Origin of the sequence: Comamonas testosteroni ATCC 11996 (assembly GCF_000241525.1) — a bacterium.
GTDB lineage: Bacteria > Pseudomonadota > Gammaproteobacteria > Burkholderiales > Burkholderiaceae_C > Comamonas > Comamonas testosteroni.
Window position 1 is genome coordinate 513095 of sequence record NZ_AHIL01000002.1, and the last position, 25382, is coordinate 538476.

Annotated in this window: 22 protein-coding genes; 14 read left to right on the forward strand and 8 right to left on the reverse strand. The window is 62.7% G+C overall.

Features of this window, described 5'->3' with window-relative positions:
- Positions 1–125: 125 nt before the first annotated feature.
- From CTATCC11996_RS02280 to CTATCC11996_RS02295, 4 genes are all read right to left on the reverse strand, one after another.
- Positions 126–1295, reverse strand: a complete 1170-nt coding sequence (locus CTATCC11996_RS02280) for a 5-(carboxyamino)imidazole ribonucleotide synthase (RefSeq protein WP_003072553.1) — start codon at positions 1293–1295, stop codon at positions 126–128.
- Complete coding sequence (gene purE / locus CTATCC11996_RS02285) at positions 1292–1786, reverse strand: 5-(carboxyamino)imidazole ribonucleotide mutase (protein ID WP_003072555.1); 495 nt, start codon at positions 1784–1786, stop codon at positions 1292–1294. Before purE ends, CTATCC11996_RS02280 begins: the two co-directional genes overlap by 4 nt.
- Before the next feature lie 100 nt (positions 1787–1886).
- On the reverse strand, positions 1887–3299 hold the full coding sequence (locus CTATCC11996_RS02290; protein ID WP_003072558.1) for a hypothetical protein: 1413 nt from the start codon (positions 3297–3299) through the stop codon (positions 1887–1889).
- Positions 3296–4273 carry an ABC transporter ATP-binding protein gene (locus CTATCC11996_RS02295; RefSeq protein ID WP_003072559.1) on the reverse strand — a complete coding sequence of 326 codons (978 nt, stop codon included), beginning with the start codon at positions 4271–4273 and terminating at the stop codon, positions 3296–3298. The genes CTATCC11996_RS02290 and CTATCC11996_RS02295 overlap by 4 nt, the downstream gene beginning before the upstream one ends.
- Before the next feature lie 316 nt (positions 4274–4589).
- On the opposite strand from CTATCC11996_RS02295, the gene trxA reads away from it, so the two are divergent.
- The 4 genes from trxA (at position 4590) to CTATCC11996_RS02310 (ending at position 7512) form a co-directional block, all read left to right on the forward strand.
- Complete coding sequence (trxA, locus tag CTATCC11996_RS02300) at positions 4590–5540, forward strand: thioredoxin (RefSeq protein ID WP_003072561.1); 951 nt, start codon at positions 4590–4592, stop codon at positions 5538–5540.
- 334 nt (positions 5541–5874) lie between these two features.
- The gene (locus CTATCC11996_RS25675; protein ID WP_003072565.1) at positions 5875–6018 is read left to right on the forward strand and encodes a hypothetical protein; all 144 of its coding nucleotides are present in this window, start codon (positions 5875–5877) and stop codon (positions 6016–6018) included.
- A 146-nt stretch (positions 6019–6164) separates the two neighbouring features.
- Positions 6165–6944 (forward strand): glucose 1-dehydrogenase, encoded by a 780-nt coding sequence (locus tag CTATCC11996_RS02305; RefSeq protein WP_003072567.1) that lies wholly within the window; start codon positions 6165–6167, stop codon positions 6942–6944.
- Between the two features lie 73 nt (positions 6945–7017).
- Positions 7018–7512, forward strand: a complete 495-nt coding sequence (locus tag CTATCC11996_RS02310) for an META domain-containing protein (protein ID WP_003072569.1) — start codon at positions 7018–7020, stop codon at positions 7510–7512.
- A 3-nt stretch (positions 7513–7515) separates the two neighbouring features.
- Here the strand turns inward: CTATCC11996_RS02310 and CTATCC11996_RS02315 are convergent, their stop codons facing one another.
- The 3 genes from CTATCC11996_RS02315 to CTATCC11996_RS02325 all read right to left on the reverse strand — a co-directional run bounded on the left by CTATCC11996_RS02315 (position 7516) and on the right by CTATCC11996_RS02325 (position 9848).
- Positions 7516–7869 carry a ribbon-helix-helix domain-containing protein gene (locus tag CTATCC11996_RS02315; RefSeq protein WP_003072571.1) on the reverse strand — a complete coding sequence of 118 codons (354 nt, stop codon included), beginning with the start codon at positions 7867–7869 and terminating at the stop codon, positions 7516–7518.
- A gap of 118 nt (positions 7870–7987) precedes the next feature.
- Positions 7988–8569, reverse strand: a complete 582-nt coding sequence (locus CTATCC11996_RS02320; protein ID WP_003060496.1) for a DJ-1/PfpI family protein — start codon at positions 8567–8569, stop codon at positions 7988–7990.
- 58 nt (positions 8570–8627) lie between these two features.
- The gene (locus CTATCC11996_RS02325; protein WP_003072573.1) at positions 8628–9848 is read right to left on the reverse strand and encodes a mechanosensitive ion channel family protein; all 1221 of its coding nucleotides are present in this window, start codon (positions 9846–9848) and stop codon (positions 8628–8630) included.
- Between the two features lie 368 nt (positions 9849–10216).
- Here CTATCC11996_RS02325 and leuS point away from each other — a divergent pair, with 368 nt between their 5' ends.
- The 3 genes from leuS to holA all read left to right on the forward strand — a co-directional run bounded on the left by leuS (position 10217) and on the right by holA (position 14785).
- Positions 10217–12925 (forward strand): leucine--tRNA ligase, encoded by a 2709-nt coding sequence (gene leuS, locus CTATCC11996_RS02330; RefSeq protein ID WP_003072575.1) that lies wholly within the window; start codon positions 10217–10219, stop codon positions 12923–12925.
- Between the two features lie 151 nt (positions 12926–13076).
- Entirely contained in the window at positions 13077–13589 is a 513-nt protein-coding gene (locus tag CTATCC11996_RS02335) for an LPS-assembly lipoprotein LptE (RefSeq protein WP_003072577.1), read from the forward strand.
- 149 nt (positions 13590–13738) lie between these two features.
- Positions 13739–14785: a DNA polymerase III subunit delta gene (holA, locus tag CTATCC11996_RS02340; protein WP_003072579.1), complete on the forward strand. Its 1047-nt coding sequence runs from the start codon at positions 13739–13741 to the stop codon at positions 14783–14785.
- Between the two features lie 8 nt (positions 14786–14793).
- Here holA and CTATCC11996_RS02345 read toward each other — a convergent pair whose 3' ends face one another.
- A complete protein-coding gene (locus tag CTATCC11996_RS02345) occupies positions 14794–15102 on the reverse strand; it encodes a hypothetical protein (protein ID WP_003072580.1) in 309 nt (102 codons plus the stop codon).
- A gap of 107 nt (positions 15103–15209) precedes the next feature.
- On the opposite strand from CTATCC11996_RS02345, the gene CTATCC11996_RS02350 reads away from it, so the two are divergent.
- The 7 genes from CTATCC11996_RS02350 (at position 15210) to gshB (ending at position 25176) form a co-directional block, all read left to right on the forward strand.
- The gene (locus tag CTATCC11996_RS02350; protein WP_003072582.1) at positions 15210–16490 is read left to right on the forward strand and encodes a glutamate-5-semialdehyde dehydrogenase; all 1281 of its coding nucleotides are present in this window, start codon (positions 15210–15212) and stop codon (positions 16488–16490) included.
- 83 nt (positions 16491–16573) lie between these two features.
- The gene (gene trkA, locus CTATCC11996_RS02355) at positions 16574–18034 is read left to right on the forward strand and encodes a Trk system potassium transporter TrkA (RefSeq protein WP_003072585.1); all 1461 of its coding nucleotides are present in this window, start codon (positions 16574–16576) and stop codon (positions 18032–18034) included.
- Positions 18035–18043: 9 nt separating this feature from the next.
- Complete coding sequence (locus CTATCC11996_RS02360) at positions 18044–19510, forward strand: TrkH family potassium uptake protein (protein WP_003072587.1); 1467 nt, start codon at positions 18044–18046, stop codon at positions 19508–19510.
- A 78-nt stretch (positions 19511–19588) separates the two neighbouring features.
- Positions 19589–20884 (forward strand): glutamate--cysteine ligase, encoded by a 1296-nt coding sequence (gshA, locus tag CTATCC11996_RS02365; protein WP_003072589.1) that lies wholly within the window; start codon positions 19589–19591, stop codon positions 20882–20884.
- 79 nt (positions 20885–20963) lie between these two features.
- Positions 20964–22832: a potassium transporter Kup gene (locus CTATCC11996_RS02370; RefSeq protein ID WP_003072591.1), complete on the forward strand. Its 1869-nt coding sequence runs from the start codon at positions 20964–20966 to the stop codon at positions 22830–22832.
- Between the two features lie 138 nt (positions 22833–22970).
- Positions 22971–24149, forward strand: a complete 1179-nt coding sequence (locus CTATCC11996_RS02375; RefSeq protein WP_003072593.1) for a benzoate/H(+) symporter BenE family transporter — start codon at positions 22971–22973, stop codon at positions 24147–24149.
- Between the two features lie 79 nt (positions 24150–24228).
- Entirely contained in the window at positions 24229–25176 is a 948-nt protein-coding gene (gene gshB, locus CTATCC11996_RS02380; protein ID WP_003072594.1) for a glutathione synthase, read from the forward strand.
- Positions 25177–25382 lie beyond the last annotated feature (206 nt).

Below are 25382 nucleotides of genomic sequence, written 5' to 3' on the forward strand. Positions count from 1 at the left end.
TGCAGAGCATCAGCGAAGGACGCCGAGCAAGGGCCGCCCCGCAGCGAGGGCGTCGTCCCCCTCCCGCGTAGCGAGAGAGGGGGAAGCGGCGGGGCCGCCTAGGCAAAGCCGCTCAGGGGGTGTTATCAGAACGCTTCAATGCCGAGGATTTCAGCGGCCTTCAAAGCGGTTTCACGCGCTTTTTCGGGGCTGGCCGCGGTGATGTTCAAGTGGCCCATCTTGCGGGCCGGCTTGGCATCGACCTTGCCATACAGATGCAGGTGGGCACCGGGCAGGGCCAGGATCTGATCCCAGGCCGGAGCCTTGGCGGTTTCGCCGTCCTTGAACCACAGATCGCCCAGCAGGTTGAGCATGACGGTGGCGCTGTGCTGGCGCGGCTGCACCAGGGGCAGATTGGTCATGCAGCGCACTTGCAGCTCGAACTGCGACACATCCATCGCGTTCTGGCTGTAGTGGCCGCTGTTGTGCGGGCGCGGGGCGATCTCGTTGACCACCAGCTGGCCGTTGTCCAGCACAAAGAATTCCACACAGAGCACGCCCACGTAGTCGAGGCCGATAGCTACGGACTTTGCAGCGGCTACCGCTTGCTCTGCCTGCGCTGCGGGCACGTTGCCTTCGTAGACCTCGGTCACGGCCAGAATGCCGTCGCGGTGCAGATTGCGCTGCACGGGCAGGTTGACGATGTCGCCATTGCGGCCGCGCGCCACGATGACCGAGCATTCATGCGCCAGCGGCAGCATTTTTTCGAGCACGCAGGCCACCTGCTTGAGCTCGCTCCAGGCCTTGACCAGCTCCTCGCGGGTCTTGACGCGGATCTGGCCCTTGCCGTCATAGCCCATGCGTGCAGTCTTGAGAATGCCGGGCAGCAGCGCATCGTTGACGGCCGCCAGTTGCTCGGCCGTCTCGATCACGGCATAGGGGGCGCAGGGGACGCCGCACTTCACGAAGTGGGCTTTTTCGGCAGCGCGGTCCTGGGCGATCGCCACGGCCGAGCCGGCGGGCGATACGGGCAGGCTCTCGGCCAGCTTGTTCAGCGAGCCGGCGGGCACGTTCTCGAACTCGGTGGTCACGGCCGCGCAGAGTCTGGCCAGCTCGGCCAGACCCTGGGGGTCTTCGTAGCCGGTGCGCAAATGCTGGTGGCTGACCAGGCCGGCGGGGCTGGTCTCGTCCTTGTCCAGCACGGCGGTGAAATAGCCCATGGCCTGTGCGGCATGGGCAAACATGCGGCCCAGCTGACCGCCGCCGAGCACGCCCAGCGTCGCGCCGGGCAGGATCACATCGGTGTCTTTGCTCATGCGTTCACCGGCAGCGTCATATTGCGGGCGGCTTCGGTCTGCTCGGCGCGGAAGGCTTCGAGCTTTTTGCGCAGCTCTGCGTCTTCATTTGCCAGCAGGGCCACGGCAAACAGGGCCGCATTGGCAGCACCGGCATTGCCGATGGCAAAGGTGGCCACGGGCACGCCCTTGGGCATCTGCACGATGGAATGCAGCGAATCCACACCCTGCAGGTGACGGCTGGCCACAGGCACGCCCAGCACCGGCACGGTGGTCTTGGCGGCAATCATGCCGGGCAGGTGGGCAGCACCGCCGGCGCCTGCAATGATGGCCTTGAGGCCTCGGTCGGCCGCAGCTTCGGCAAAGCGGAACATGTCGTCCGGCATGCGGTGGGCCGATACGACCTGCGCTTCAAAAGCGATACCGAATTGCTGGAGGATGGCAACTGCGTGCTGCATGGTGTCCCAGTCGCTGCTGGAACCCATGACCACGCCAACTTGGATGGGGTTCATGTTCTTCAGGGCGCTGCCGCCCGGCCTAGTGGAACCCCTGATTTTACGGTTTCGCTGCATTGCCGGCCGGCTGTGGGGCATAGCCGTCCGGGCAAAGCAACTATGACCCCCGAATGTGGGCCGCCGCGTTATCGCGTGCAAAGCCCAGCACGCGGTCCCTGAAAACATGGATGACCCAGGCCAGCGTGACCAGGATCTGCAGGCTCAGAGAGGCCCAGGGCACATAGCTGAGCCAGGCGCCGGCTTGCTCTATGCCGTCCGGCGAGCTCATCCACATGGCCACCACGGGCTGAACAAACATGGCACCCGTATGGCCGCCCATGCCATAGGCCAGCAGCGGCGCGGCGATGTTGAGGATCAGCCAGGCGATGACAAACGAGGCCAGGGGGGACTTGAGCTTGCCCGCCAGCAGGGCGAAGCCGGTCAGCAGCAGGCAGTCGCGCAGCAGATGCAGGCACAGATAGAAGGTAAAGCTGTTGAGCTTGCCGCTGATGGCCGCCTCAAGTGACTGGGGGGCGAACAGCAGCAGCAAGGCCATGGCAAAGCCCAGCAGCAGGCTGACCGGCCACAGCGGCAGTGCCTCCAGCGCCTCGCGCCAGCGCTGGCGCGAGGCCGACCATTGAACCTGGCGCCAGGCGCGCAGATGCTGGTCCATATGCTGCAGGGCGACATAGGCGGTGCCGATCAGCGCGATCCAGGCGGTGCTGCTGAAAAATTCGGCAATGCCCAGATTGAGCGAGCCGGCTGCGAAAAATCCAGTCAGCGCCAGGCCCAGAGGCCAGGCCCAGGGCAGGGTGCGTACATCGAGCCGGGTGCAAAGCTGGCGCCACAGGGCCAGTAGCCCCAGGCCCAGCACCAGGGTTCCGGCCAGATAGGCCAGCCCCAGGCCGCCCACATTCAGGCCCCACCAGAACACCGGCTCGGCGTCGACGTCCACCATGCCTTTGTAGACATGGTCGATAAAGGGGCCGGGGGCGAAGAACAGGATCAGCAAAGGCAGCAGTGCCGCTCGCCGGCGATTGATGGGCCTGTCTCTCAGTCCCCAGCTCATGAGCACGGAGTTCATGGCCCAGGTCTGCAGGCCCAGGCCCCAGATCACGGCCAGGCCAATCGTGTGTTGCAACTTCAGGGGCTCCAGCGCCCAGAAATGGGTCACACCCGCTACGGCCAGCGCAAACCACAGCACATAGAGCCAGGCAGGCAAGGTTGCGCCCAGCAGCTTTCCCCAGGCCATCTGCCAGGGCGTGAGCACGGACAGACGTTGCCAGTCCCAGGTGTTCTGGCTGGCTTCCTCGGCCAGGCTGCGCCCGGCCAGCACGCTGCCATAGATGATGGCAGCCAGGTACAGGCCGGCAATGGCGGTCATGCTCAGGGTGCCGGGCAGTCCCTTGGCAGAGGACAGGGCGAAGGGCAGGGCCAGAATGAGCAGGCTCAGGCCCAGGCTCCAGGCCAGCAGCGAGGGGCGCCAGTTCAGCCAGAGCTGGCGCTGGAATTCGGGGTTGCGTTGGCTCATGCTTGCTCCTGACTTTCAGTATCGCGGGCCTGGGCTGTGCGGGCATAGCGGTCCTGCAGCCGCTCGCGCACCGGGTACAGCGCGGCGACGGGAATGCCGGCCTGCACCAGCTGGGCCAGCCATTGGGCGCGAGCGCTGGCGGCGGCCGGCAGCCAGAGCTGGATCGGGCGGCGGCCCGTGGTGTCGAAGTCCTGCACCGAGGTGCTCAGCAAGGCCTGACGCAGGCGGGCCTCAAGGCCTTCGCTTTGCTCCATGGCCACTTCCAGCGTATAGAGCTGGGGTTGCTGGCCAACTGCGACGGGCTGGCCCGGGCCGTGGGCGTTTTGCAGTGCCTCATGGCTTTCGATGCGGCCGTCGCGGATGCTCAGGATATGGGTGCAGTACTCGTCCAGTTCGCTGAGGATGTGGCTGGAGACGATCAGCGTCATGCCCTGGGCCTGAAGCTGGCGAAACAGCGTCGAGAGGCTGCTGCGCGCATCGGGATCCAGGCCGCTGGCCGGCTCGTCGAGCAGCAGCACGCCGGGCTGGTGGACGATGGCCTGGCCGATCGCCACCCGCTGGCGCTGGCCGCGCGAGAGCTCGGTCGGGTGGCGGTGCAGCAGCTCCGTCAGGCCCAGTTGCTGGGCCACCTGCCGTACGCGGACATCCACATCACCGGGCGCAACGCCCATGGACAGGGCCGAGTACTGCAGGCAGCGCATCACGCTGAGCCGGTCGTACAGGCCGTAGAAATCCGAGAGATAGCCCAGGTGGCGGTGCACCTCGCGCGGCTGCTCCTCGACCGACAGGCCTTTGACACGGATATGGCCAGACAGCGGCTGCTCGAGGCCGGCGATGCAGCGCATCAGCGTGGATTTGCCGGCGCCGTTGGGGCCGACGAGTGCCGTCACGCTGCCCGCAGCGATGGACAGGCTCACGCCGTCGAGGGCGCGGTGGCCCGGATATTCAAACACCAGTTGTGAAACTTCAATCAAGTCTGCGCTCCTTGGTTCGCAAGCAATATAGCCCAGGGGCGAGCGAGGTTGCGGGGCGGTTACTCTTGAAACCGTAGCTGCTTGCGCATGCCGTTCATCGATTGTCGGCATAAAACACCTTGAATCGACCTTGAAACATGCGCAGACTGCTCCCATCTGAGTAGCAAAGACCCGGTCCGTTCTGGTCTATGGCTTGCGCTCGCGCATTTGCGTGGAGAATCGCAGCATCGCGCGGTGGGCACTCTGCTGGAGTGGCCGGTTCGCAGACTTTTCAGCGCCGCTGCCCGCGTGGCAGCGCACAAGCATTGGGAATCACATGATTGACGTCACCCTCGAGAATTTTGAAGCCGAAGTCGTAGCCGCCTCCATGGCCGTGCCCGTGCTGGTGGACTTCTGGGCGCCTTGGTGCGGCCCCTGCAAGACGCTGGGTCCGGTGCTGGAAAAGCTGGAAGTCGCCTATGAAGGTCGCTTCAAGCTGGTCAAGATCGACTCCGATCAGGAGCAGCAGCTGGCCAGCATGTTCGGCATCCGCTCCATCCCGACCTGCGTGCTGATGATCGGCGGCAAGCCCGTGGACGGCTTCATGGGCGCCCAGCCCGAGGGCAAGCTGCGCGAGTTCCTGGACAAGCATCTGCCTTCCGAGGGCGAGCTGGCGGCCGAGGCTGACGCCGACGAAGCCCAGGCCCTGCTGGAGTCCGGCGACACCCAGGCGGCGCTGCAGAAGCTGGCCGATGCGCTGGCGGCCGACCCGGCCAACGACGATGCGCGCTTTGACTATGTGCGCCTGCTGATCGCTACCGGCAGCTTCGAGGAAGCTGCGGCCCTGCTGGCCGAACCCATCAAGCGCATTCCCCAGCCGCTGCGCTTCGAAGCGCTGAACCAGTGGCTCAAGGCGCTGGAATTCGCCGTGCAGGACGACAATGCCGACGTGGCCAAGTACGACGCCGCCATCGCCGCCAACAAGCGCGACTTCGACGCCCGCTTTGGCCGTGCGCGCGCGCTGCTGGCCCACAGCCAGTGGACCGATGCCATGGACGAAATGCTGGAAATCATCATGCGCGACAAGACCTGGAACGATCAGGCGGCGCGCAAGCTCATTGTCGGCGTGCTGGAGCTGCTGACCCCGCCCAAGCCCAAGAAGCAGGACGCCGTGCCCGGCAAGACCAGCGGCGGCATCGAGTTGCTGGGCAAGAACAGCGCCGAGCAGGACGAGGCGACGGCGCTGGTCAACAGCTATCGCCGCAGGCTGAGCATGGCGCTGAATTGAAGGCTCCCCCTGAGGCGCTTTGCCTGGGCGGCCCCGCGCCTTCCCCCTGGCCGGGCGCCCCTCTCTCTACGCGCTTCGCGCTATGGGAGGGGGACGACAGCTTCGCTGCGCGGCGGCGGGTACGCGCATGGAGCACGCCAGTTTTTGCTGCTTGCGTTGAGTGAGAGTCGTGATGGATCAGATCTTTTCAGTGGCCTTTAATGGCCTGTTTTTGTATCTGGGGCTGGCGCTGCTGTTGACGGTGCGGCTGGGCGTGTTGCGCTCGCCGCACTTCTAGGGCTGGCGGGCGGGCCTTCGGTGCTTGCGCTTGCCAGGCCCACGATAAGGTGCCGGAATGTGGCCGCTGCGCAAGCTGCTCTGCAGCGCGAGCCACTGGCCGGGCAGGCAGGTCGCCTGGTGCTGCAGCAATGCCGCCGCCTGCGGCTTTGTGCGCCTGGATGGGCAGGTGGACGTGAATGTCCAGCCCTATTTGGCCTAAGCATTTCCCCGCTGTATTTTCCCGGTGTCGCGCGGCCTTGTGCCGCAATAATCAAAAAGCCTGCGCCGCACAAGGCTGCGGGCTTTTCATTCATGACAAGGCAGCGGCGCAACGAGATGCCGGCTTGCCACCGAGGAGGCATATCCATGAACCGATTGGCTGGCAAGGTCGCCATCATCACCGGCGGTGCGCGTGGCATGGGGGCGGCTACCTGCCGCCTGTTTGTGCAGGAGGGCGCCAAGGTTGCGGTGGCCGATATGCTGGATGTTGAAGGCCAGGCGCTGGCCGCCGAGCTTGGCGATGCCGCGCGCTTTTATCACCATGATGTGACGAGCGAGGAATCCTGGGCCGGGCTGATGGAGCAGGCGCAGCAGGATCTTGGCGCCATTGATGTGCTGGTCAACAACGCGGGCGTGCTGATGTTCCGGACCTTGCTCGATACTTCGCTGGCGGACTACGAACGCGTGCTCAAGGTCAATCTGGTGGGCGAATTCCTGGGTATCAAGGCCGTGGCTCCGGGCATGATCGAGCGTGGGCGCGGCTCTATCATCAACCTCTCTTCCGTCGATGGCATGAAGGGCGCGAATGGCCTGGCGGCCTATGCCTCGAGCAAATGGGGTGTGCGCGGACTGACCAAGGTGGCGGCCATGGAGCTCGGTCATCGCGGCGTGCGCGTGAATTCCGTGCACCCGGGCGGCGTAGACACCGCCATGGGCAACCCTGGCCAGCGCGCGCGTGAAGAGGTCAATCAAGGCTTTGCCAACATCGCGCTGCAGCGCGTGGGCGATCCTGCTGAAGTGGCGGCGGCCACGCTGTTTCTGGCCAGCGACGAGTCCTCCTATATGGCGGGTGCAGAAATCGTCGTGGATGGCGGCATGACCGCCGGTCATTACTATGCGGGATTGCCAGGTGCTCCTGGTATGTAAAGCTTCCTTAAGAAGAAGCCAGCGCTTTTGCAATAAGCGTTTCAGGCTGTTTTATCTATCGATACGTTTGGCCATGCATGTCACATCTACTTTCGGCGGCTTTCTTCGCCCGGCGCTGGCTGCTCTGGGGATGCTGTGGGCGCTGACGGGCTGTGCGGCCGAGGTCCAGCCATCCGCAGGCGTGAGCGAATCCGAGGCCATGACCGCAGAGCCCGCACCGCTGCTCAATACCTATTGGAAGCTGGTGCAGCTGGGTGACGGCCCGCATGTCAGCGCCTATGACAATCAGCCCGAGCCGCATCTGGTGCTGGAGACCGGCAGCGGCCGTTTTCATGGCGCGGGCGGCTGCAATCGCCTGCGCGGCAGCTACAGCCTGGACGGGCGTTGGCTGCGTTTTTCGGCCGTGGGCGGCACCCGCATGGCCTGTGTGCAGGGTATGCGCCGGGAGCAGCTGCTGCTGGCAACCCTGGCCCAGGTCCGCAGCTACGCCGTGCAGGGGCAGAAACTGGTGCTCAGCGATGCCGAGGGGCGTGTGCTGCTTCGGTTCGAGGCCGTATATCTGGGCTGAGCCTCAGTGTGTCAGTTGCGGGCCGGCGGACTGGGGTGACGAGGCATTGCCCAGCGAGCGAATCGGTATGCCCATGTCCTGCGGAATATCGCCCGACAGCTGCAACGCCAGATAGCGGGTGCAGCACACGCGCAGAAAAGAGCTGAAGTTGTCCACCGCTTTGCGCTCGGCCAGCAGTTCGTCGTAGAGCTTGGTGCAGAGCTGGGGCACGGTATAGCCGTCCCGCGCGGCGATCTCTTCGAGTACCTGCCAGAACAGGTTTTCCAGCCGGATGCTGGTGGCGACTCCATGCAGCCGGATAGAGCGGGCACGGTGGGCCCAGAGCTGGGGATCGGCGCTGATAAAGACCTGGCACATGGCGCGACTCTCCAAAACAAAACCGGGCCATGGTGTGGCCCGGTGACTGCGGCGTCAAGAGGAGAACTCTTGAATTGATAGCTTGCTGCGCTTGATAGGAGAGCGCTGGAGGCCGATTTCAGTGTGAAATCTTCGTGCCCAGCAGCGCGAGAAACTGGGCGATCCAGGCCGGATGGGCGGGCCATGCCGGGGCGCTGACCAGATTGCCTTCGGTATGGGCCTGGTCGACGGGAATGTCGGCATAGCTGCCGCCGGCCAGCTCCACCTCGGCGCGGCAGGCGGGATAGGCCGAGCAGGTGCGGCCCTTGAGCACGCCGGCGCCGGCCAGCAACTGCGCGCCGTGGCAGACGGCGGCCACGGGCTTGTTGGTGTCGAAGAAGTGACGTACGGCCGCGCGCACGCTTTCATAGCCGCGCAGATACTCGGGGCCGCGGCCGCCGGGGATGACCAGTGCGTCGTACTGCTCGGGCTTCACATCGGCAAACGTGGCGTTGAGCGTGAAGTTGTGGCCGGGCTTTTCGCTATAGGTCTGTGCGCCTTCGAAGTCGTGGATGGCGGTCTTGATCTGGTCGCCGGCCTTTTTGTCGGGGCAGACGGCGTGCACGGTATGGCCCACGGCCAGCAGGGCCTGGAACGGGACCATGGTTTCATAGTCCTCGCAGTAGTCGCCGCAAATCATCAAAATCTTCTTGCCTGCCATGGTCAGTCTCCTGTTGAAGTGTCAAACCATTGTGGACAGGCAAGCGGCGCCGCGGGTATTAACGGGCTACTACATCGGTACGGGCGGGCGGATAGTGCGTGCCGTAGTCCGACGAACGCTGGTACAGCGTCAGCCCGAACTGTGGCAGCACGCCGATCAGATGGTCGAAGATCTCGCCCTGTATGCCTTCGTACTCCACCCAGACGGTGGTGTTGGTGTAGCAGAACAGCTGCAGCGGCAGCCCCGTGGGCGATGTCTCCATGGTGCGCACCATGAGGAACATGCCCGGGCCTTTGCCAATGCGCGGGTGGCCCATGAGATAGGCGTAGGCATAGGCCTTGAAGGCGGCCAGATTCGTCACCTGGTGGGCGGCGATGGCCTGGGTTGGCATGGCGGCCTCGGCCGCGCCCGGCATGGCCTGCAGGCCGTCGCGTTCACTCCAGTAGGGTTGCAGCAGGGCGATATGGCCCATGCCGGCGCGCTCCTCGGGCGAGAGCAGATGCACGGTGTTGGCGTCCAGGTTCAGCGAGCGCATGATGCGGCGTCCGCCCGAGTCGAACATGCCGCGCCAGTTCTTGAAGCTGTCCGTCATCAGCCGCCAGGTGGGGATGGTGGTGATGGTCTTGTCCCAGTTCTGCACCTTGACGGTATTGAGCGCGATATCGGTCACGAAGCCATCGGCGCCGACCTGGGGCATCTCTATCCAGTCGCCCACGCGCAGCATGTCGTTGCTGCCGAGCTGAACGCCTGCGACAAAGGAGAGGATGGTGTCCTTGAACACCAGCATCAGCACGGCCGACATGGCGCCCAGGCCCGAGAGCAGCAGCAGGGGCGAGCGGTCCATCAGCGTGGCCACGATGAGCACCACGGCAAAGCTGCAGACCAGCAGCTTTCCCAGTTGCACATAGCTCTTGATGGAGTGGGTCTGGACGGCTGCCTTGCGTGCCTCGTCGCGTTCATGGGCCTCGTTCGTGGCATTGAGCAGATCGCACAGCACGCGTGCCAGGTGGTAGAGCGTGAAGGCCACCGCCACATTGGTGATCAGCGTGGTCCAGCGCGGCTCCAGATGCGGCACTCCCTGGACGCCGAACTGCACGATCAGAGAGGGCACGACCTTGGCCAGGCGGCGCAGCACCTTGTCGTGCATGAGGATCTGGGCCCAGCCGGTCCTGAGGGTGTCGCGCATACGGCGAAAGACCTTGAGCCCCAGCCACTGGGTCAGCCAGCCGGCCACAAGAGCGGTCAGGGCCAGGACGCAGAGCGAGGCCAGCATTTGCATGGCGGGATTCCAGTCAGAAACAAAAGACCAGCGGGAAAGCAAGAGCAGCTCCTCAGAAGAATGGACCGGGGCAGGAGCGCAAGTCTGGCAACTTCGGGCAGAAGGCAGGCGATGGCGTCGGGCACGGAAACAGGCCGGTCAGACCGGCAGGCGTGCAAAAAGTTCAGCAATGTGTGAACAACCACTAGCTTACGCAAAGCCGTATTTCCCAGCGTGGTGTGCAGGAAGGCCGCAGGGATGGCGCAGCGGGTTCTGCGGTCATGCGGGGCTAAAACGGCGCAAGCGGTCGGGCAGCCTAAAATCCCTGCTGATTTCAGATTTCTACCTTGCCGGGTCCCAAGTGGGGCTGGCGGCCACTGCACTGCACCATGCAAGAAAAATTCAACCACATCGAGGTCGAGCGCGCCGCGCAAGACCACTGGCAAGCCAAGGACGCCTACCGCGTCACCGAAGACGGCAGCAAGCCCAAGTACTACGCCTGCTCCATGCTGCCCTATCCCAGCGGCAAGCTGCACATGGGGCATGTGCGCAACTACACCATCAACGACATGCTCACGCGCCAGCTGCGCATGAAGGGCTACAACGTCCTCATGCCCATGGGCTGGGACGCCTTCGGACTGCCTGCCGAGAACGCTGCGCTGAAGAACAAGGTGCCGCCTGCCAAGTGGACGTACGAGAACATCGCGTACATGAAAAAGCAGATGCAGGCCATGGGCCTGGCCATCGACTGGAGCCGCGAGGTCGCCACCTGCGACCCCGAGTACTACAAGTGGAACCAGTGGCTGTTCCTCAAGATGCTGGAAAAAGGCATTGCCTATCGCAAGACCCAGGTGGTGAACTGGGACCCGGTGGATCAGACCGTGCTGGCCAACGAGCAGGTCATCGACGGCCGCGGCTGGCGCACTGGCGCTCTGGTGGAAAAGCGCGAGATCCCTGGTTACTACCTGGCCATCACCAACTACGCCCAGGAGCTGCTCGACCATGTGCAGGTCGGCAACGAGAAGGCCACTCTGAACGGCTGGCCCGACAAGGTGCGCCTGATGCAGGAAAACTGGATCGGCAAGTCTGCGGGCGTGCGCTTTGCGTTCACCCATGACATCAAGGGGACTGACGGCCAGCTGATCCAGGACGGCAAGATGTATGTCTTCACCACGCGTGCCGACACCATCATGGGCGTGACCTTCTGCGCCGTGGCGCCTGAGCATCCCCTGGCACTGCATGCCGCTGCCGACAAGCCCGAACTGGCTGCCTTCATTGAAGAATGCAAAAAGGGTGGCACGACAGAGGCCGAACTGGCCGTCAAGGAAAAGGAAGGCAAGCCCACGGGCCTGTTCGTCACCCATCCCATCACCGGCGCACAGGTCGAGGTGTGGATTGGCAACTATGTGCTGATGAGCTATGGCGACGGCGCCGTGATGGGCGTGCCCGCCCACGACGAACGCGATTTCGCCTTCGCCAACAAGTACGGCCTGCCCATCAAGCAGGTAGTGGCCGTGGAAGGCCAGGCCGCTTATGACGACAAGCAGTGGAGCGACTGGTATGGCGACAAGGAGCGCGGCGTACTGATCAACTCCGGCGATCTCGACGGTCTGAACCACAAGGATGCGGTGCAGGCCGTGGCCAAGATCGTGGGCGACAAGGGCCTGGGCGAGCTCAAGACCACCTGGCGTCTGCGCGACTGGGGTATCAGCCGTCAGCGCTACTGGGGCACCCCCATCCCCATCATTCATTGCGCCGATTGCGGCCCTCAGCCCGTGCCCGAGAAGGACCTGCCCGTGGTCCTGCCCCAGGATCTGGTGCCTGATGGCTCCGGCAATCCACTGGTCAAGTCCGAGGCCTTCCACGCCGGCGTGGTTTGTCCCTGCTGCGGCAAGTCTGCCCGCCGTGAAACCGACACCATGGACACCTTTGTGGATTCGTCCTGGTACTTCATGCGCTACTGCGACGCCAAGAACAGCGAGCAGATGGTGGCCGATGGCGCCGACTACTGGATGCCCATGGACCAGTACATCGGTGGCGTGGAACACGCCATCCTGCACCTGCTGTACGCGCGCTTCTGGACCAAGGTCATGCGCGACCTGGGCCTGGTCAAGATCGACGAGCCCTTCACCAAGCTGCTGACGCAGGGCATGGTGCTCAATCACATCTACAGCCGTCGCACGGCCAAGGGCGCCAAGGAATACTTCTGGCCCAAGGATGTGGAGCATGTGTTCGACGACTCCGGCAAGATCATCGGCGCCAAGCTGAAGGTCGAAGTGGACAGCGCCGACGGCCTGCTGCCCGTGGGCACCGCCATCGACTACGAGGGCGTGGGCACCATGTCCAAGTCCAAGAACAATGGCGTGGACCCGCAGGATCTGATCGAAAAGTACGGCGCCGACACCGCACGTCTGTACACCATGTTCACGTCGCCGCCCGAGCTGACGCTGGAGTGGAACGACGCCGCCGTGGAAGGCAGCTATCGCTTCCTGCGTCGCGTCTACAACTTCGGCGCCAAGCTGACAGGCATGGACATGGCTTCCGCGGTGCAGGGCGTGGCCGGTGCCAAGTCGCTGGACGATGTGGAATTCGGCAAGGCGGCCAAGGCCCTGCGTCTGGAAATCCACAACGTGCTCAAGCAGGTCGAGTACGACTACTCGCGCATGCAGTACAACACCGTGGTTTCCGGCGCGATGAAGATGATCAATGCGCTGGAAGACTTCAAGTCCCTGGATGACACCGGTGCCAAGGTGGCGCTGATCGAAGGCTTCGGCATTCTGCTGCGTGTGCTCTACCCTGCAACGCCCCACCTGGCGCATGTGCTGTGGAGCGAGCTGGGCTATGCCAACCACCTGGGCGATCTGCTCGACGCACCCTGGCCGCAGGTCGACCCCAAGGCTCTGGTGCAGGACGAGATCTCGCTGGTACTGCAGGTCAACGGCAAGCTGCGCGGTGCGATCCTGGTGTCCGCCACAGCCGACAAGGCGGCCATCGAGGCTGCGGCGCTGGCCAATGAGGAGTACCAGAAGTTTGCCGAAGGCCGCGAGCCCAAGAAGATCATCGTGGTGCCGGGTCGTCTGGTGAATATCGTGGTGTAAATAACTCCCCCTGAGGCGCTTCGCGCCTTCCCCCAAGGGGGACGATAGCCTCGCTGCGGGGCTGCCCTTGCTTGCTATCCCTGGTGCAAGAGGCGGTGCTCGCAGCGGGGCGGCGAATTCGCTGCTCGGGTTGAAGATAAAAGGACAGTTGATGCAAAAACGTACGCTGCTGGCCGCGATGGCCTTGACGCCTTTGCTGGGAGCCTGCGGCTTTCGCCTGCGCGGTGCGCCGGATTTTGTGTTTCGCTCCATTTACGTGCAGGCGGGGCGTGGTGCGCCCGTGGGCACTTTGCTGCGTCGCAGTCTGGAGTCGGCCAGCGACAAGCTGACAGTGATCAAGGACCCGGCTTCGCCCGATACGGCCGAAGTGATCTGCCAGATCATCAGCGAGCAGGCCCAGCGCGTGATCATCGGCTCCAACGTGGCCGGCCAGGTGCGTGAAATCGAGCTGCGCCTGATTGTGCGCTTCTCGCTGCGCACGTCCGGCGGCGATGCGCTGATCGAGCCGGTCGAAATTCGCCAGATCCGCAACGTGACCTATAACGAAACCAATGCCTTGTCTAAAGCTGCAGAAGAGGAAATGCTGAACAAGGATATGCGCAACGACATCGTCCAGCAGATCATTCGCCGCCTCGGCGCAGTGAAGAGCATGCAGGTGTCGTAAGCCATTGCCTGAGTCGCTGCGCGGCGGGGCGGCGCTTGTGCCGCCCCCGAGCGGAGGCCGCGAGTCGTCAGCGTACCCAGGTGAATTTGATAGCTGCAGGCGCTTGAAATCAGGGCGTTTCAGATATTTTTTATAGAAAACCATTGTCCATGCAGCTTGCGCTGAACCAGCTTTCCTCCCATCTGGCCAAGGGCTTGCGCTCGCTCTATGTGCTGCATGGCGACGAGCCGTTGCAGCAGCAGGAAGCGGCCGATGCGATTCGTGCAGCAGCGCGTGCTCAGGGCTATACCGAGCGCAGCAGCTATACCGTCATGGGCGCGCACTTTGACTGGAGCGGCGTGCTGGCGGCAGGTGGCAGCCTGAGCCTGTTTGCGGACAAGCAGATTCTGGAAATTCGCATCCCCAGCGGAAAACCCGGCAAGGACGGCAGTGCTGCGCTGCAGCAACTGGCCAGCAGTGCCCAGGGAAACGACAGCACGCTGACGCTGATCAGTCTGCCGCGCCTGGACAAGGCCACCAAGACCGGGGCCTGGTTTGGGGCGCTGGACGGCAACGGTGTCTCGATCCAGGTCGACCCGGTGGAGCGCGGTGCGCTGCCGCACTGGATTGCCCAGCGTCTGGCGCTGCAGAATCAGCGTGTGGCGGCAGGTGAAGAGGGCCAGCGTACGCTGCAGTTCTTTGCCGACCGCGTGGAAGGCAATCTGCTGGCCGCGCATCAGGAAATTCAGAAACTGGCCCTGCTCCACCCCGAGGGCGAGCTGAGTCTGGCACAGGTGGAGCAGGCCGTGCTCAATGTGGCGCGCTATGACGTGTTCAAGCTGTCCGAGGCCGTGCTCTCGGGCCAGGTGGCGCGCAGCATACGCATGCTGGACGGCCTGCAGGCCGAAGGCGAGGCCGAGGTGCTGGTGCATTGGGCACTGGCCGAGGACATTCGCAACATCAAGCGCGTGAAGGATGCCATGGCGGGCGGCAAGCCTCTGCCCATGGCGCTGCGCGAAAATCGCATCTGGGGCCCCAAGGAGAGGCTGATGGAGCGGCTGCTGCCGCGTGTCAGTGATGCGCGCGCGGCCGATTTGCTGCAGGCTGCCCATGCCGTGGATGGCATTGTCAAAGGCTTGCCCAGCGAGGGCTGGCCGCGCGACAGCTGGCAGGCCCTGCGGCAGCTGGCCATGCAGTTGGCCCAGGCCGGGCGCTAATTTTCGGCTCAGCCGGGGTTAGCCGCGAGCTGGGCTTGGGCCTTGTCGGCCCACATGCGCAGATTGTCCAGCAGATCCTTCTGGCTGAAGGAGCAGCTTTCCTCGGTGAACAGCGCGCTGGATTCGAGCCGGTCCAGCAGGTTGAGCAGCACCTCGCCATAGCGCGGCGGCAGTGCCTGCAGCAATGTGGTTGCTGCGCGTGCCTGCTGGCCGAGGGCGCTGGCGCTGATCTGCGAGTGGGCGAGCTGCTCGAATCCGCTGCGCAGTTGCTGGAGCTGGTGGGCGCTTTCCTGCAGCGCGGTGGTGTTGTGGCTCATAAGTCTCCTTGCGATTCAGAGGCCGAGTGTAGGTGTCCGAAGGGTCATAAACCCCCTCATGGTCGGGCTTGTCTGCGCAACTTGCTTATCTCGGCGAAAATCACGCCATGAACGCGCTCAATACCGTCGAATACATGCACAACCTCGGTGTACAGGCAAAAGCTGCCTCTGCGCTGATGGCGCGTGCGTCTGCAGCTACTAAAAACAAAGCACTCAAGGCGCTGGCCCGTCTGCTGCGCGAGAACGTCGAGCCGCTGCAGATCGACAATGCCCGCGATCTGGAGCGTGCCGTGGCCAATGGCCTGTCGGCGCCCATGGTCGACAGGCTGCGACTGACGCCCAAGGTGCTGGAGACCTGCGCCGAAGGCTGCGAGCAGCTGGCTGCCATGCCCGATGTGATTGGCGAGATCAGTGGCCTCAAGCAAATGCCCAGCGGTATCCGCGTGGGCCAGATGCGTGTGCCCCTGGGCGTGTTCGGCATGATTTATGAAAGCCGCCCGAATGTGACCATCGAAGCGGCCAGCCTCTCGATCAAGAGCGGCAATGCCTGCATCTTGCGTGGCGGCTCGGAGGCGATTGACTCCAACAAGGCGCTGGCCAGGCTGGTGGCCCAGGCGCTGGCCGAGGCTGGTCTGCCCGAAGACGGTGTCAAGCTCGTGGAGACCACCGACCGCGACGCCGTGGGCCAGCTCATCACCATGCCCGACTATGTGGACGTCATTATTCCCCGTGGCGGCAAGGGCCTGATCGAGCGCATCAGCCGCGAAGCCAAGGTGCCCGTCATCAAGCATCTGGACGGCAATTGCCACACCTATGTGGATGACCCCTGCGACATCGCCATGGCCGTGAAGGTGACCGACAACGCCAAGACCAACAAGTACAGCCCCTGCAACGCCAGCGAAAGCCTGCTGGTGGCGCGCGCCGTGGCTGCAGAGTTCCTGCCCAGGATCGGTGCCGTCTATGCCGCCAAGGGCGTGGAGATGCGCTGCGATGCCGAGGCGCTGGCCATCTTGCAGACCGTCAAGGATGCCAAGCTGGCCCAGGCGGTGGAGCAGGACTGGTACGAGGAATACCTGGCGCCCATCATCAGCGTGAAGCTGGTGGATGGTGTGGACGAGGCCATTGCCCACATCAACAAGTACTCCAGCCACCATACGGAGTCGATTCTGACGACCAATCACCTGCACGCACAGAAATTCCTGCGCGAGGTCGATTCGGCCAGCGTCATGGTCAATACCAGCACCCGCTTTGCCGATGGCTTCGAGTTCGGACTCGGCGCCGAGATCGGCATCAGCACCGACAAGTTCCATGCGCGCGGACCGGTAGGCATCGAGGGCCTGACTTCGCTCAAATACGTGGTCTTGGGCGACGGCGAAATCCGTTCCTGAAATCCGTCTGCCGCAGAAGCCGCAGGCGCGGTCTTTTCCGGATATGACTCAATGCCGCAGCTTGGATCCCTTTCCATAACACCATGAAAATCATTATTCTGGGTGCCGGGCGCGTAGGCCAGAGTGTGGCCGAAAGTCTGGTGTCCGAGCAAAACGGAATCACCGTCATCGACACGGATGCGCGCGCATTGCGCGAGTTGGAGTCGCGCTTCGACCTGCGCGGCGTGGTCGGCAACGGCATCGATCCCCAGGTCCTGGCCGAGGCGGGCGCCAAGGATACCGACCTGCTGATCGCCTGCGCCTCCATGGACGAGACCAACCTGGTCTGCTGCAAGATTGCCCAGGCCGTGTTCGACATTCCGACCCGCATTGCGCGAGTGCGCTCGTCCAGCTTTGCGGTGGATGACCCGGTGCTGGGCAAAGAGGGTTTTGCGGTCGATCGCATCATCTGTCCCGAGGAATCGGTCACCCATTACATCCGCAAGCTCATCGAATACCCGGAAGCCATGCAGGTTCGCGCCTTTGCGGGCGGACGAGCTGCCTTGGCCTCGGTGCGCGCGCGCGCCGGCGCGCCTGCCGTGGGTCTGCAGATCGCTCAGGTGCGCGAGCGCATGCCTGAGTTGGCCATGCGCATCGTGGCGATTTACCGCCGCTTCATGGACGAGCCCGACCGGTTTGTGCGCTGCGACGGGGCTACGCGCATAGAACCCGGCGACGAAGTCTTCATGCTGGCCGCGACCGAGCATGTATCCGAGGCTCTCAAGGCCATCAATCTGCCCGAGGGGCGTCCGAGCCGCCCGGTGTTTCGCATCATGATTGCGGGCGGCGGCCAGGTCAGCCTGCGGCTGGCCAGGAAGCTGGCGCAGACGCCCGGGCGCTTTCACGTCAAGATCGTCGAGTCCAATGCCCAGCAATGCCTGGGCCTGTCGTCGGTGCTGCCTGCCGAAGTGCTGGTGCTGGAAGGCGATGCCACCGATGAGGCCTTGCTGGAGGAAGAGGGCATCGAGGAGGTGGATCTGTTCCTCGCGCTGACGGACGACGACGAGGACAACATCATGTCCAGTCTGCTGGCCAAGCGCATGGGCGCGCGCCGCGTGCTGTCGCTGATCAATCGCCGCGCCTATGCGGACCTGATGCACGGCACGCAGATCGATATCGCGCTGTCGCCGGCGCAGGCCATGTTGGGCGAGTTCCTGGCCTATGTGCGCCGCGGCGACGTGCAGGCCGTGCACAGTCTGCGCCGCGGTGTGGCCGAGGCACTGGAGATCGTGGCGCGCGGCGACCGCAAAAGTTCGCGCGTAGTGGGGCGCAAGGTGGAAGAGCTGCGTCTGCCCGAGGAGGTTCACATCGGCCTCATCGTGCGCGGAATTCCAGAAGGCAAGACCTGTGAGGAAGTGGCGGGCACGGCATTGGAAACCGAGGTCATCATTCCGCGCAGCCATACCGTGATCGAATCCGGCGACCATGTGGTGTTCTTTCTGCCCAACAAGCGACTGGTGCGCAACGTGGAAAATCTGTTCCGCGTCAGCGCCACCTTTTTCTAAGCTGCACACATGAAAGACCTGCTTCCTGTCCTGCGTGTGCTGGGCATGCTGATGATCATGTTTGCCGGCGCCATGTTGCTGCCTTTCGGCATCTCCTGGTTCACGCAGGATGGCATCTGGCGCATCTATCCCTGGTCGATCGGACTGACGGTTGGCGTGGGGCTGCTGCTATGGGGTGGTCTGCACCGCTACAAGCAGGATCTGCAGCCGCGCCACGGGGTGATTCTGGTGACGCTGGTCTGGGTGGTGCTGCCGCTGTGCGCCATGGTGCCCCTGGTGATGGGGCTGAACCGGGTGGGCATTTCCATCAGTCTCACCCATGCCTACTTCGAGGCCGTCTCGGGCCTGACGACAACCGGGGCCACGGTGCTCAGCGGTCTGGATAAGCTGCCGGTGTCCATCAATGTCTGGCGTACCTTCATGCAATGGATGGGCGGCATGGGGATTCTGATTCTTGCCGTGGCCGTGCTGCCGCTGCTGGGTGTCGGTGGTGCTCAGCTTTTCAGGGCGGAGGCCGCCGGCCCGGTCAAGGACACCAAGCTCACACCGCGCATTACCGAAACGGCCAAGGGCCTGTGGGGCGTATACGCGCTGTTCTCCATTGGCTGTTTTCTGGCCTTCTGGGTCTGCGGCATGCAGCCCCTGGATGCGCTGATGCATATGTTCGCCACGGTGAGTCTGGGCGGGCTGTCGTCGCACGACGCCAGCTTTGCTTATTTCAACTCGCCGCTGCTGGAAGCCGCGGCCCTGCTGTTCATGCTATTGGCTAGTTGCAACTTTGCGCTGTACTTCGTGGCCATGCGCAAGGGGCGCATCGATAGCTTTATGCGCGATCCTGAAATGCGTGCCACGATCGGCGTGCTGCTGGGCTCGGGCCTGCTGGTGGCGCTGCTGCTCTGGGTCAAGGGGGTTTATGGGCCGCTGGATGCCTTGCGCAACGGCATGTTCCATACCGTCTCGGTCGCCACGACCACCGGCTTTTCCACCACGGACTATCTGTCCTGGCCGGTGTTCATTCCCGTTCTGTTGTTGCTGCTGTCGGGGGTTGCCACCAGCGCGGGCTCGACAGGTGGCGGCATCAAGATGGTGCGAATGCTGATTCTGGTCAAGCAGGCCAGGCGCGAGATGACGCGTCTGGTGCATCCGCGGGCCGTGCAGCCGGTGCGGCTGGGCGATGCGGTGGTAGATAACCCGATGATTTTTTCGGTGCTGGCCTACATGCTGGTTTACGGTGCCACCGTCATTGTGCTGAGCATGGTGTTGCTGCTGACCGATCTCGACCCTCTGACCGCGTTCTCTGCCGTGCTGGCCAGCGTGCACTGCATGGGGCCGGGACTGGGCGCGGTTGGCCCATCATCCAACTACACGGTGTTGACGGATTTCCAGATCTGGGTGTGTACTCTGGGCATGCTGTTGGGGCGGCTCGAGATACTGAGTTTCATGGCTTTGCTGTCACCGGCGTTCTGGCGTCGTTGAAACAAAGACTGGGGAAAACACCTATCTCATGCTTCAATCTCTACAATTGCCCCCCACCATCGTCTCCTGAGGGTATTTATGGTTCCACATCTCGTCACGGCTTTGACCGGCCCCATTAACGAACTTGAGCAGCGCATTCTCGACTCCATGCCTGCCATTGAGCGTTGGTTCCGCCTGGAATGGATGGAGCACACGCCGCCGTTCTACTGTTCGGTGGACATTCGTAATGCGGGTTTCAAGCTGGCACCGGTGGATACCAACCTGTTTCCAGGCGGCTGGAACAACCTGACCGATGAAATGCTGCCACTTGCTGTCCAGGCCGCGATGGCTGCTATCGAAAAGATATGCCCCGAGGCGCGCAATCTGCTCATCATCCCCGAGAACCACACACGCAACACCCACTATCTGGCCAGCGTGCTGCAGCTCAAGCGCATCTTCAGCATGGCTGGTCTCAATGTGCGCATCGGCTCCATCAGCCCCGAGATCAAGAAGACGCTGTCCATCACGCTGCCGCTTGGCGACGAGATCAAGCTGGAGCCGGTGATCCGCAGCAAGCGCCGTCTGGGCCTCAAGGATTTCGACCCCTGCACCATTTTGCTCAACAATGACCTCTCCACCGGCGTGCCCGGCATCATCGAGGAGCTCTACGAGCAATACCTGCTGCCGCCGCTGCATGCAGGCTGGAATGTGCGCCGCAAGAGTCGTCACTTCCAGAGCTATGAGGAAGTCGGCAAGCGCTTCGGCAAGCTTCTGGGCATCGACCCCTGGCTGATCAACCCCTTGTTCGGTCATGTGGAGAACATCGACTTTGCCGAAGGCACGGGCATGGAGGCCCTGGCCGAGCAGGTGGACGTGATCCTCTCCAAGGTGCGCCGCAAGTACAAGGAATACGGCATCAAGGAAAAGCCGTTTGCCGTGGTCAAGGCCGACAACGGCACATACGGCATGGGCGTGATGACCGTGCGCGATGCCAAGGAGCTGGCCGCGCTGCCGCGCAAGAGCCGCAACAAGATGGGCGTCATCAAGGACGGTCAGACCGTGCACGACGTCATCGTGCAGGAGGGGGTGCTGACCTATGAGCGCATGCACAACGCCGTGGCCGAGCCCGTGGTCTACATGATGGATCGTTACGTGGTGGGCGGTTTCTACCGTATGCACCCCGAGCGCGGCGAGGACGAGAACCTCAATGCACCCGGTGCGGGCTACGTGCCCCTGGCTTTCCAGCAGAGCAACCATCTGCCTCAGGTTAGCGCGCGTCCGGGCGCCAGCGCACCCAACCGCTTCTATATGTATGGCGTGATAGCACGTTTGGCCATGTTGGCGGCCAGCTACGAGTTGGAAGCCACTAATCCCGACGCAGAAATCTACGACTGATTTCGCAGGCGCTGAGGACAGCGCACAATGCCGACAATTTCATCACTCGGTGACTGCCTTACGAGTCGCTTCCTGAACCGTGCAAAATTCGAAATCCTCGCTAGGCGCCCTGACCCTGGGCGCGATCGGTGTCGTCTACGGAGACATCGGAACCAGTGTTTTGTACTCGGTCAAGGAGGTTTTCGGCTCAGGATATGTGCCGTTCACGCCGGCCAACGTCTATGGCGTGCTATCGGTACTGTTCTGGACGCTCACGGTCATCGTCTCCCTCAAATACGTGACACTGGTGCTGCGCGCCGACAACAACGGTGAGGGCGGGCTGGTGGCCATGCTGGCTCTGGCTTCGCAGACGGTCAAGGACAAGCCGCGACTGTCCAGCACGTTGTTTCTGGTGGGTATGTTCGGCACCTCGCTCTTCTATGGCGATGGTGTTATCACTCCGGCGATTTCTGTGCTCTCGGCGGTTGAGGGCCTGGAAGTCATCTCGCCGCATTTCACCAAGGCCGTGATTCCGTTGACACTGGTGATCCTGTTTCTGCTGTTCTTCGTGCAAAAGCGCGGAACGGCAGGCATAGGCAAGTTCTTTGGTCCCGTAACCCTGATCTGGTTTGCCTGTATCGCCCTGCTGGGTGTGCACCAGATCATGGGGCACCCGGAAATCCTGGCAGCACTCAGTCCGCATTACGCGGTCAGCTTCATCTGGAACAGCCCGGGCATCAGCTTCATCATTCTGGGCTCGGTCGTGCTCTGTGTGACCGGTGCCGAGGCGCTGTATGCCGATCTCGGGCACTTCGGCAAGAAGCCTATCCGTCTGGCCTGGTTCAGCATTGCCATGCCGGCGCTGACCCTGAATTACTTCGGTCAGGGCGCTTTGCTGCTGGCCAATCCCGAGGCAGTCAAGAACCCGTTTTTCATGATGGCACCCAGTTGGGCGCTGCTGCCGCTGGTCATCATGGCCACCATGGCCACAGTGATCGCCTCGCAGGCGCTTATCACGGGGGCCTTCAGCGTGACGCGTCAGGTCATTCAGCTGGGCTACTTCCCACGTTTTGAAGTACGCCACACCAGTGTGAAGGAGACTGGCCAGATCTATATGCCTCTGGTCAACTGGGGTCTGTTTGTGGCGATTGCGCTGGCTGTTCTGCTGTTTCGCAATAGCGGCAATCTGGCGGCGGCCTACGGTATTGCGGTGACGCTGGACATGCTGATCACCACCATGCTGACCTTCTTTGTCATCCGCTATCGCTGGAACTATTCGCTGGCCTTGTGCCTGCTGGCGACGGGCTTCTTCTTCGTGGTGGATCTGGCTTTCTTCGCCTCGAATCTGCTCAAGCTGTTTGAAGGCGGCTGGTTCCCGCTGCTGATCGGTGGCACGGTCTTCACCCTGATGATGACCTGGCGCCGCGGGCGCGAGTTGCTGCACCAGAAGTTGCAGGCGGATGCGCTGGATCTGCGTCAGTTTCTGGAATCCACCTGGCGTCATCCGCCCACGCGCGTGCCCGGCACGGCGGTTTTCCTCTCGGGGGAGCCCGGCACCGTGCCGCATGCGCTGCTCCATAACCTCAAGCACAACAAAGTGCTGCATGAGCGCAATCTCTTTGTGACCGTGCGCAACCATGAAGTGCCCTGGGTCGGTATGGACAAGCGGGTGGAGGCAGAGTCGCTGGGCGGCGATTGCTGGGAAGTCATCATTCACTACGGCTTCAAGAACGAGCCCGATGTGCCTGCTGCGCTGGCGCAACTGCGTACTCAGGGCTGCAAGCTGGACTCCATGTCCACCAGCTATTTCCTGTCGCGTGATGTGATCATCCCGCGCATGAACAACTCCATGGCGCACTGGCGCGAAAAGCTGTTTGCGCAGATGCACAAGAATGCGAGCCGGGTTGCTGATTTCCTGCACCTGCCGAGCAACTCGGTGGTGGAGCTGGGCTCCAAGATCGAGCTGTAAATGCTGTGAGCTAAAAATGCATCAATCGCTTTCCTGTTAATAGATTGATGCTATTGAATTAAAAGTGACGGCCGTGCTCGCCATGAACAGTCGCACGAGGTGCAGCCTTTCCGGCAGGCGTGGTGACAGAATGCACGGATGCGCTTTTTCAAAGACTTGAGTCCTGCCGCCGTGGCCGCAGGCTTTGTGGCTGTACTTGTGGGCTTTACCAGTTCGGTGGCCCTGGTGTTTCAGGCGGCGCAGGCCTTTCATGCCACGCCTGAGCAAATCACTTCCTGGATCTGGGCGCTGGGGCTTGGCATGGGTTTGTGCTCGCTGGTCCCTTCGCTGATTCTGCGCATGCCAGTCATGGTGGCTTGGTCCACTCCGGGGGCCGCAGTGCTGGCGACCGCTGGGCTGGCAGGCGGTTTCTCCATGGGGGAGGCGATCGGTGCCTTTATCGTCAGCGCGGTCCTCATCATCCTGGTGGGGGTGACCGGCTGGTTCGAGCGCATCATGAACCGCATCCCCATGGAAATCGCCTCGGCCCTGCTGGCCGGCGTGCTGGCCAAGTTCGGCATGCAGGCTTTTTCTGCGGCCGAGACCAATCTATCCCTAGTGCTGGTCATGCTGCTTGCCTATCTGCTTTCGCGGCGCATGGCTCCGCGCTATGCGGTCATCATCACCCTGCTGGCCGGAACCGTTTGGGCGGCGCTGCGTGGGCAGATGCAGTGGTCGGCCGTACACGCAGGGCTGGCCGTGCCGGTCTATACGGCCCCCGAGTTCTCTTTGCAGGCACTCATCAGTCTGGCGTTGCCCCTGTTTGTCGTGACCATGGCCTCGCAGAATCTGCCGGGCGTGGCGGTGATTCGCTCCACGGGCTATCCGATACCGGTGTCCAGGGTCATCAGCATGACCGGCGTGGTGACCTTGCTGCTGGCGCCTTTTGGCGGCTATGCCCTCAACCTCAGTGCCATCACGGCGGCGATCTGCATGGGAGACGAGGCGCATGAGGACAGAAACAAGCGCTATACCGCTGCTGCAGTGTGTGGACTGTTATATATATTGATAGCCATCTTCGGTGCAGTGGTCACCGGTCTGCTGACGGCCTTTCCCAAGGAGCTGGTGGCCTGCATTGCCGGACTGGCCCTGCTGGGCTCCATAGGGGGTGGCATGGCTACGGCCTTCAAGGAGGAAAAGCACCGAGAGGCAGCGCTCATCACTTTTCTGGTTACGCTCAGCGGCGTTGTCATCGCAGGGGTGGGCTCAGCCTTCTGGGGTGTGGTCGCTGGCAGCCTTGCCTTGCTTGTCCAGAGTCTGCGGGCTCGCAAGGCCTGAGTATCTGCCGTCATATTGTGGTGTTTTGCCCGGCTGGGCATGATGCCGGTATCTACCTCTACCGCTAGAGTTTTTCACCATGCAAATACTGTTTGTTGCCGATCCGCTGGAATCCTTTGTCATCTACAAGGACTCCACCTTTGCCATGATGCGTGAGGCTCAACGCCGAGGACACCAGATCGTGGCCTGCGAGCCCCGCCATATCTCCTGGCAAAGCGGCGGCAAGGTCAAGGCTCAGGTGCGGCATATCACCCTGACCGGGGACAAGGACCGCTGGTTCGAGGAAACCCAGTCTGCGCAGACGGTGCTGGCAGACTTTGGCGCCATCGTCATGCGCAAGGACCCTCCGTTTGATTCCGAGTTCTTCTATGCCACGCACATGCTCGGCCAGGCAGAGCGTGAGGGGGCCAAGGTTTTCAACAAGCCCAGTGCCCTGCGCGAGCATCCCGAGAAGCTTGCCATCATGGAGTTTGCGCAATTCATCTCGCCGACGCTGGTCACGCGCAGTGCGCAGGATATCCGTACCTTTCATGCAGAGCACAAGGACATCATCCTCAAGCCGCTTGACGGCATGGGGGGGATGGGCATCTTCCGGGTTGGCGAAGACGGCCGCAATCTAGGCAGCATCATCGAAACCTTGAATCAGGGCGGCTCCACCAGTGTCATGGTGCAGAAGTTCCTGCCCGACATCGTTCATGGCGACAAGCGGGTGCTCATCATCGGCGGAAAGCCCGTGCCGTTTTGCCTGGCCCGTATTCCGCAGGGCAATGAGGTGCGCGGCAACCTGGCGGCCGGCGGCAAGGGAGTTGCCCAGCCGTTGGCAGAGCAGGACAAGGCAATTGCCGAGTTCATTGGGGAGCGCCTGGTGCAGCGTGGCTTGCTCTTGATCGGGCTGGATGTCATCGGCCACAACGTCACCGAGATCAATGTGACCAGTCCCACCTGCTTCCAGGAGATCTTTGATCAGACCGGCTGTGATGTGGCGGCGCTGTTTGTCGACGCACTGGAGCAGGCCGCTGGCGCCTGAGAAGCGATAAAGAACCCCGGCAGGCAAGGCCTGCCGGGGTTCTTTATCTGGGTGTCCGTGCCGGTGTTGTCTGGACTGCAAAAATCTGTGTACAATGCAAGGCTTCACTGAGCGGAATGCAAAATTTTGCTGGTCGATCTGAAAGAAATCAGATCGACAAAGTTGTGATAGAATTCAAGGCTTCGCTGATCGCAGCAAGCAACGAA

Coding starts and splice junctions, on each gene's coding strand:
- gshB (WP_003072594.1), top strand. CDS start 24,229: ATGCAAATACTGTTTGTTGCCGATCCGCTGGAATCCTTTGTCATCTAC.
- purE (WP_003072555.1), bottom strand. CDS start 1,786: ATGAACCCCATCCAAGTTGGCGTGGTCATGGGTTCCAGCAGCGACTGG.
- CTATCC11996_RS25675 (WP_003072565.1), top strand. CDS start 5,875: ATGTGGCCGCTGCGCAAGCTGCTCTGCAGCGCGAGCCACTGGCCGGGC.
- CTATCC11996_RS02315 (WP_003072571.1), bottom strand. CDS start 7,869: ATGTGCCAGGTCTTTATCAGCGCCGATCCCCAGCTCTGGGCCCACCGT.
- CTATCC11996_RS02345 (WP_003072580.1), bottom strand. CDS start 15,102: ATGAGCCACAACACCACCGCGCTGCAGGAAAGCGCCCACCAGCTCCAG.
- holA (WP_003072579.1), top strand. CDS start 13,739: ATGCAGCTTGCGCTGAACCAGCTTTCCTCCCATCTGGCCAAGGGCTTG.
- CTATCC11996_RS02310 (WP_003072569.1), top strand. CDS start 7,018: ATGCATGTCACATCTACTTTCGGCGGCTTTCTTCGCCCGGCGCTGGCT.
- gshA (WP_003072589.1), top strand. CDS start 19,589: ATGGTTCCACATCTCGTCACGGCTTTGACCGGCCCCATTAACGAACTT.
- CTATCC11996_RS02350 (WP_003072582.1), top strand. CDS start 15,210: ATGAACGCGCTCAATACCGTCGAATACATGCACAACCTCGGTGTACAG.
- CTATCC11996_RS02325 (WP_003072573.1), bottom strand. CDS start 9,848: ATGCAAATGCTGGCCTCGCTCTGCGTCCTGGCCCTGACCGCTCTTGTG.
- CTATCC11996_RS02290 (WP_003072558.1), bottom strand. CDS start 3,299: ATGAGCCAACGCAACCCCGAATTCCAGCGCCAGCTCTGGCTGAACTGG.
- leuS (WP_003072575.1), top strand. CDS start 10,217: ATGCAAGAAAAATTCAACCACATCGAGGTCGAGCGCGCCGCGCAAGAC.
- CTATCC11996_RS02305 (WP_003072567.1), top strand. CDS start 6,165: ATGAACCGATTGGCTGGCAAGGTCGCCATCATCACCGGCGGTGCGCGT.
- CTATCC11996_RS02320 (WP_003060496.1), bottom strand. CDS start 8,569: ATGGCAGGCAAGAAGATTTTGATGATTTGCGGCGACTACTGCGAGGAC.
- CTATCC11996_RS02375 (WP_003072593.1), top strand. CDS start 22,971: ATGCGCTTTTTCAAAGACTTGAGTCCTGCCGCCGTGGCCGCAGGCTTT.
- trxA (WP_003072561.1), top strand. CDS start 4,590: ATGATTGACGTCACCCTCGAGAATTTTGAAGCCGAAGTCGTAGCCGCC.
- CTATCC11996_RS02360 (WP_003072587.1), top strand. CDS start 18,044: ATGAAAGACCTGCTTCCTGTCCTGCGTGTGCTGGGCATGCTGATGATC.
- CTATCC11996_RS02280 (WP_003072553.1), bottom strand. CDS start 1,295: ATGAGCAAAGACACCGATGTGATCCTGCCCGGCGCGACGCTGGGCGTG.
- trkA (WP_003072585.1), top strand. CDS start 16,574: ATGAAAATCATTATTCTGGGTGCCGGGCGCGTAGGCCAGAGTGTGGCC.
- CTATCC11996_RS02335 (WP_003072577.1), top strand. CDS start 13,077: ATGCAAAAACGTACGCTGCTGGCCGCGATGGCCTTGACGCCTTTGCTG.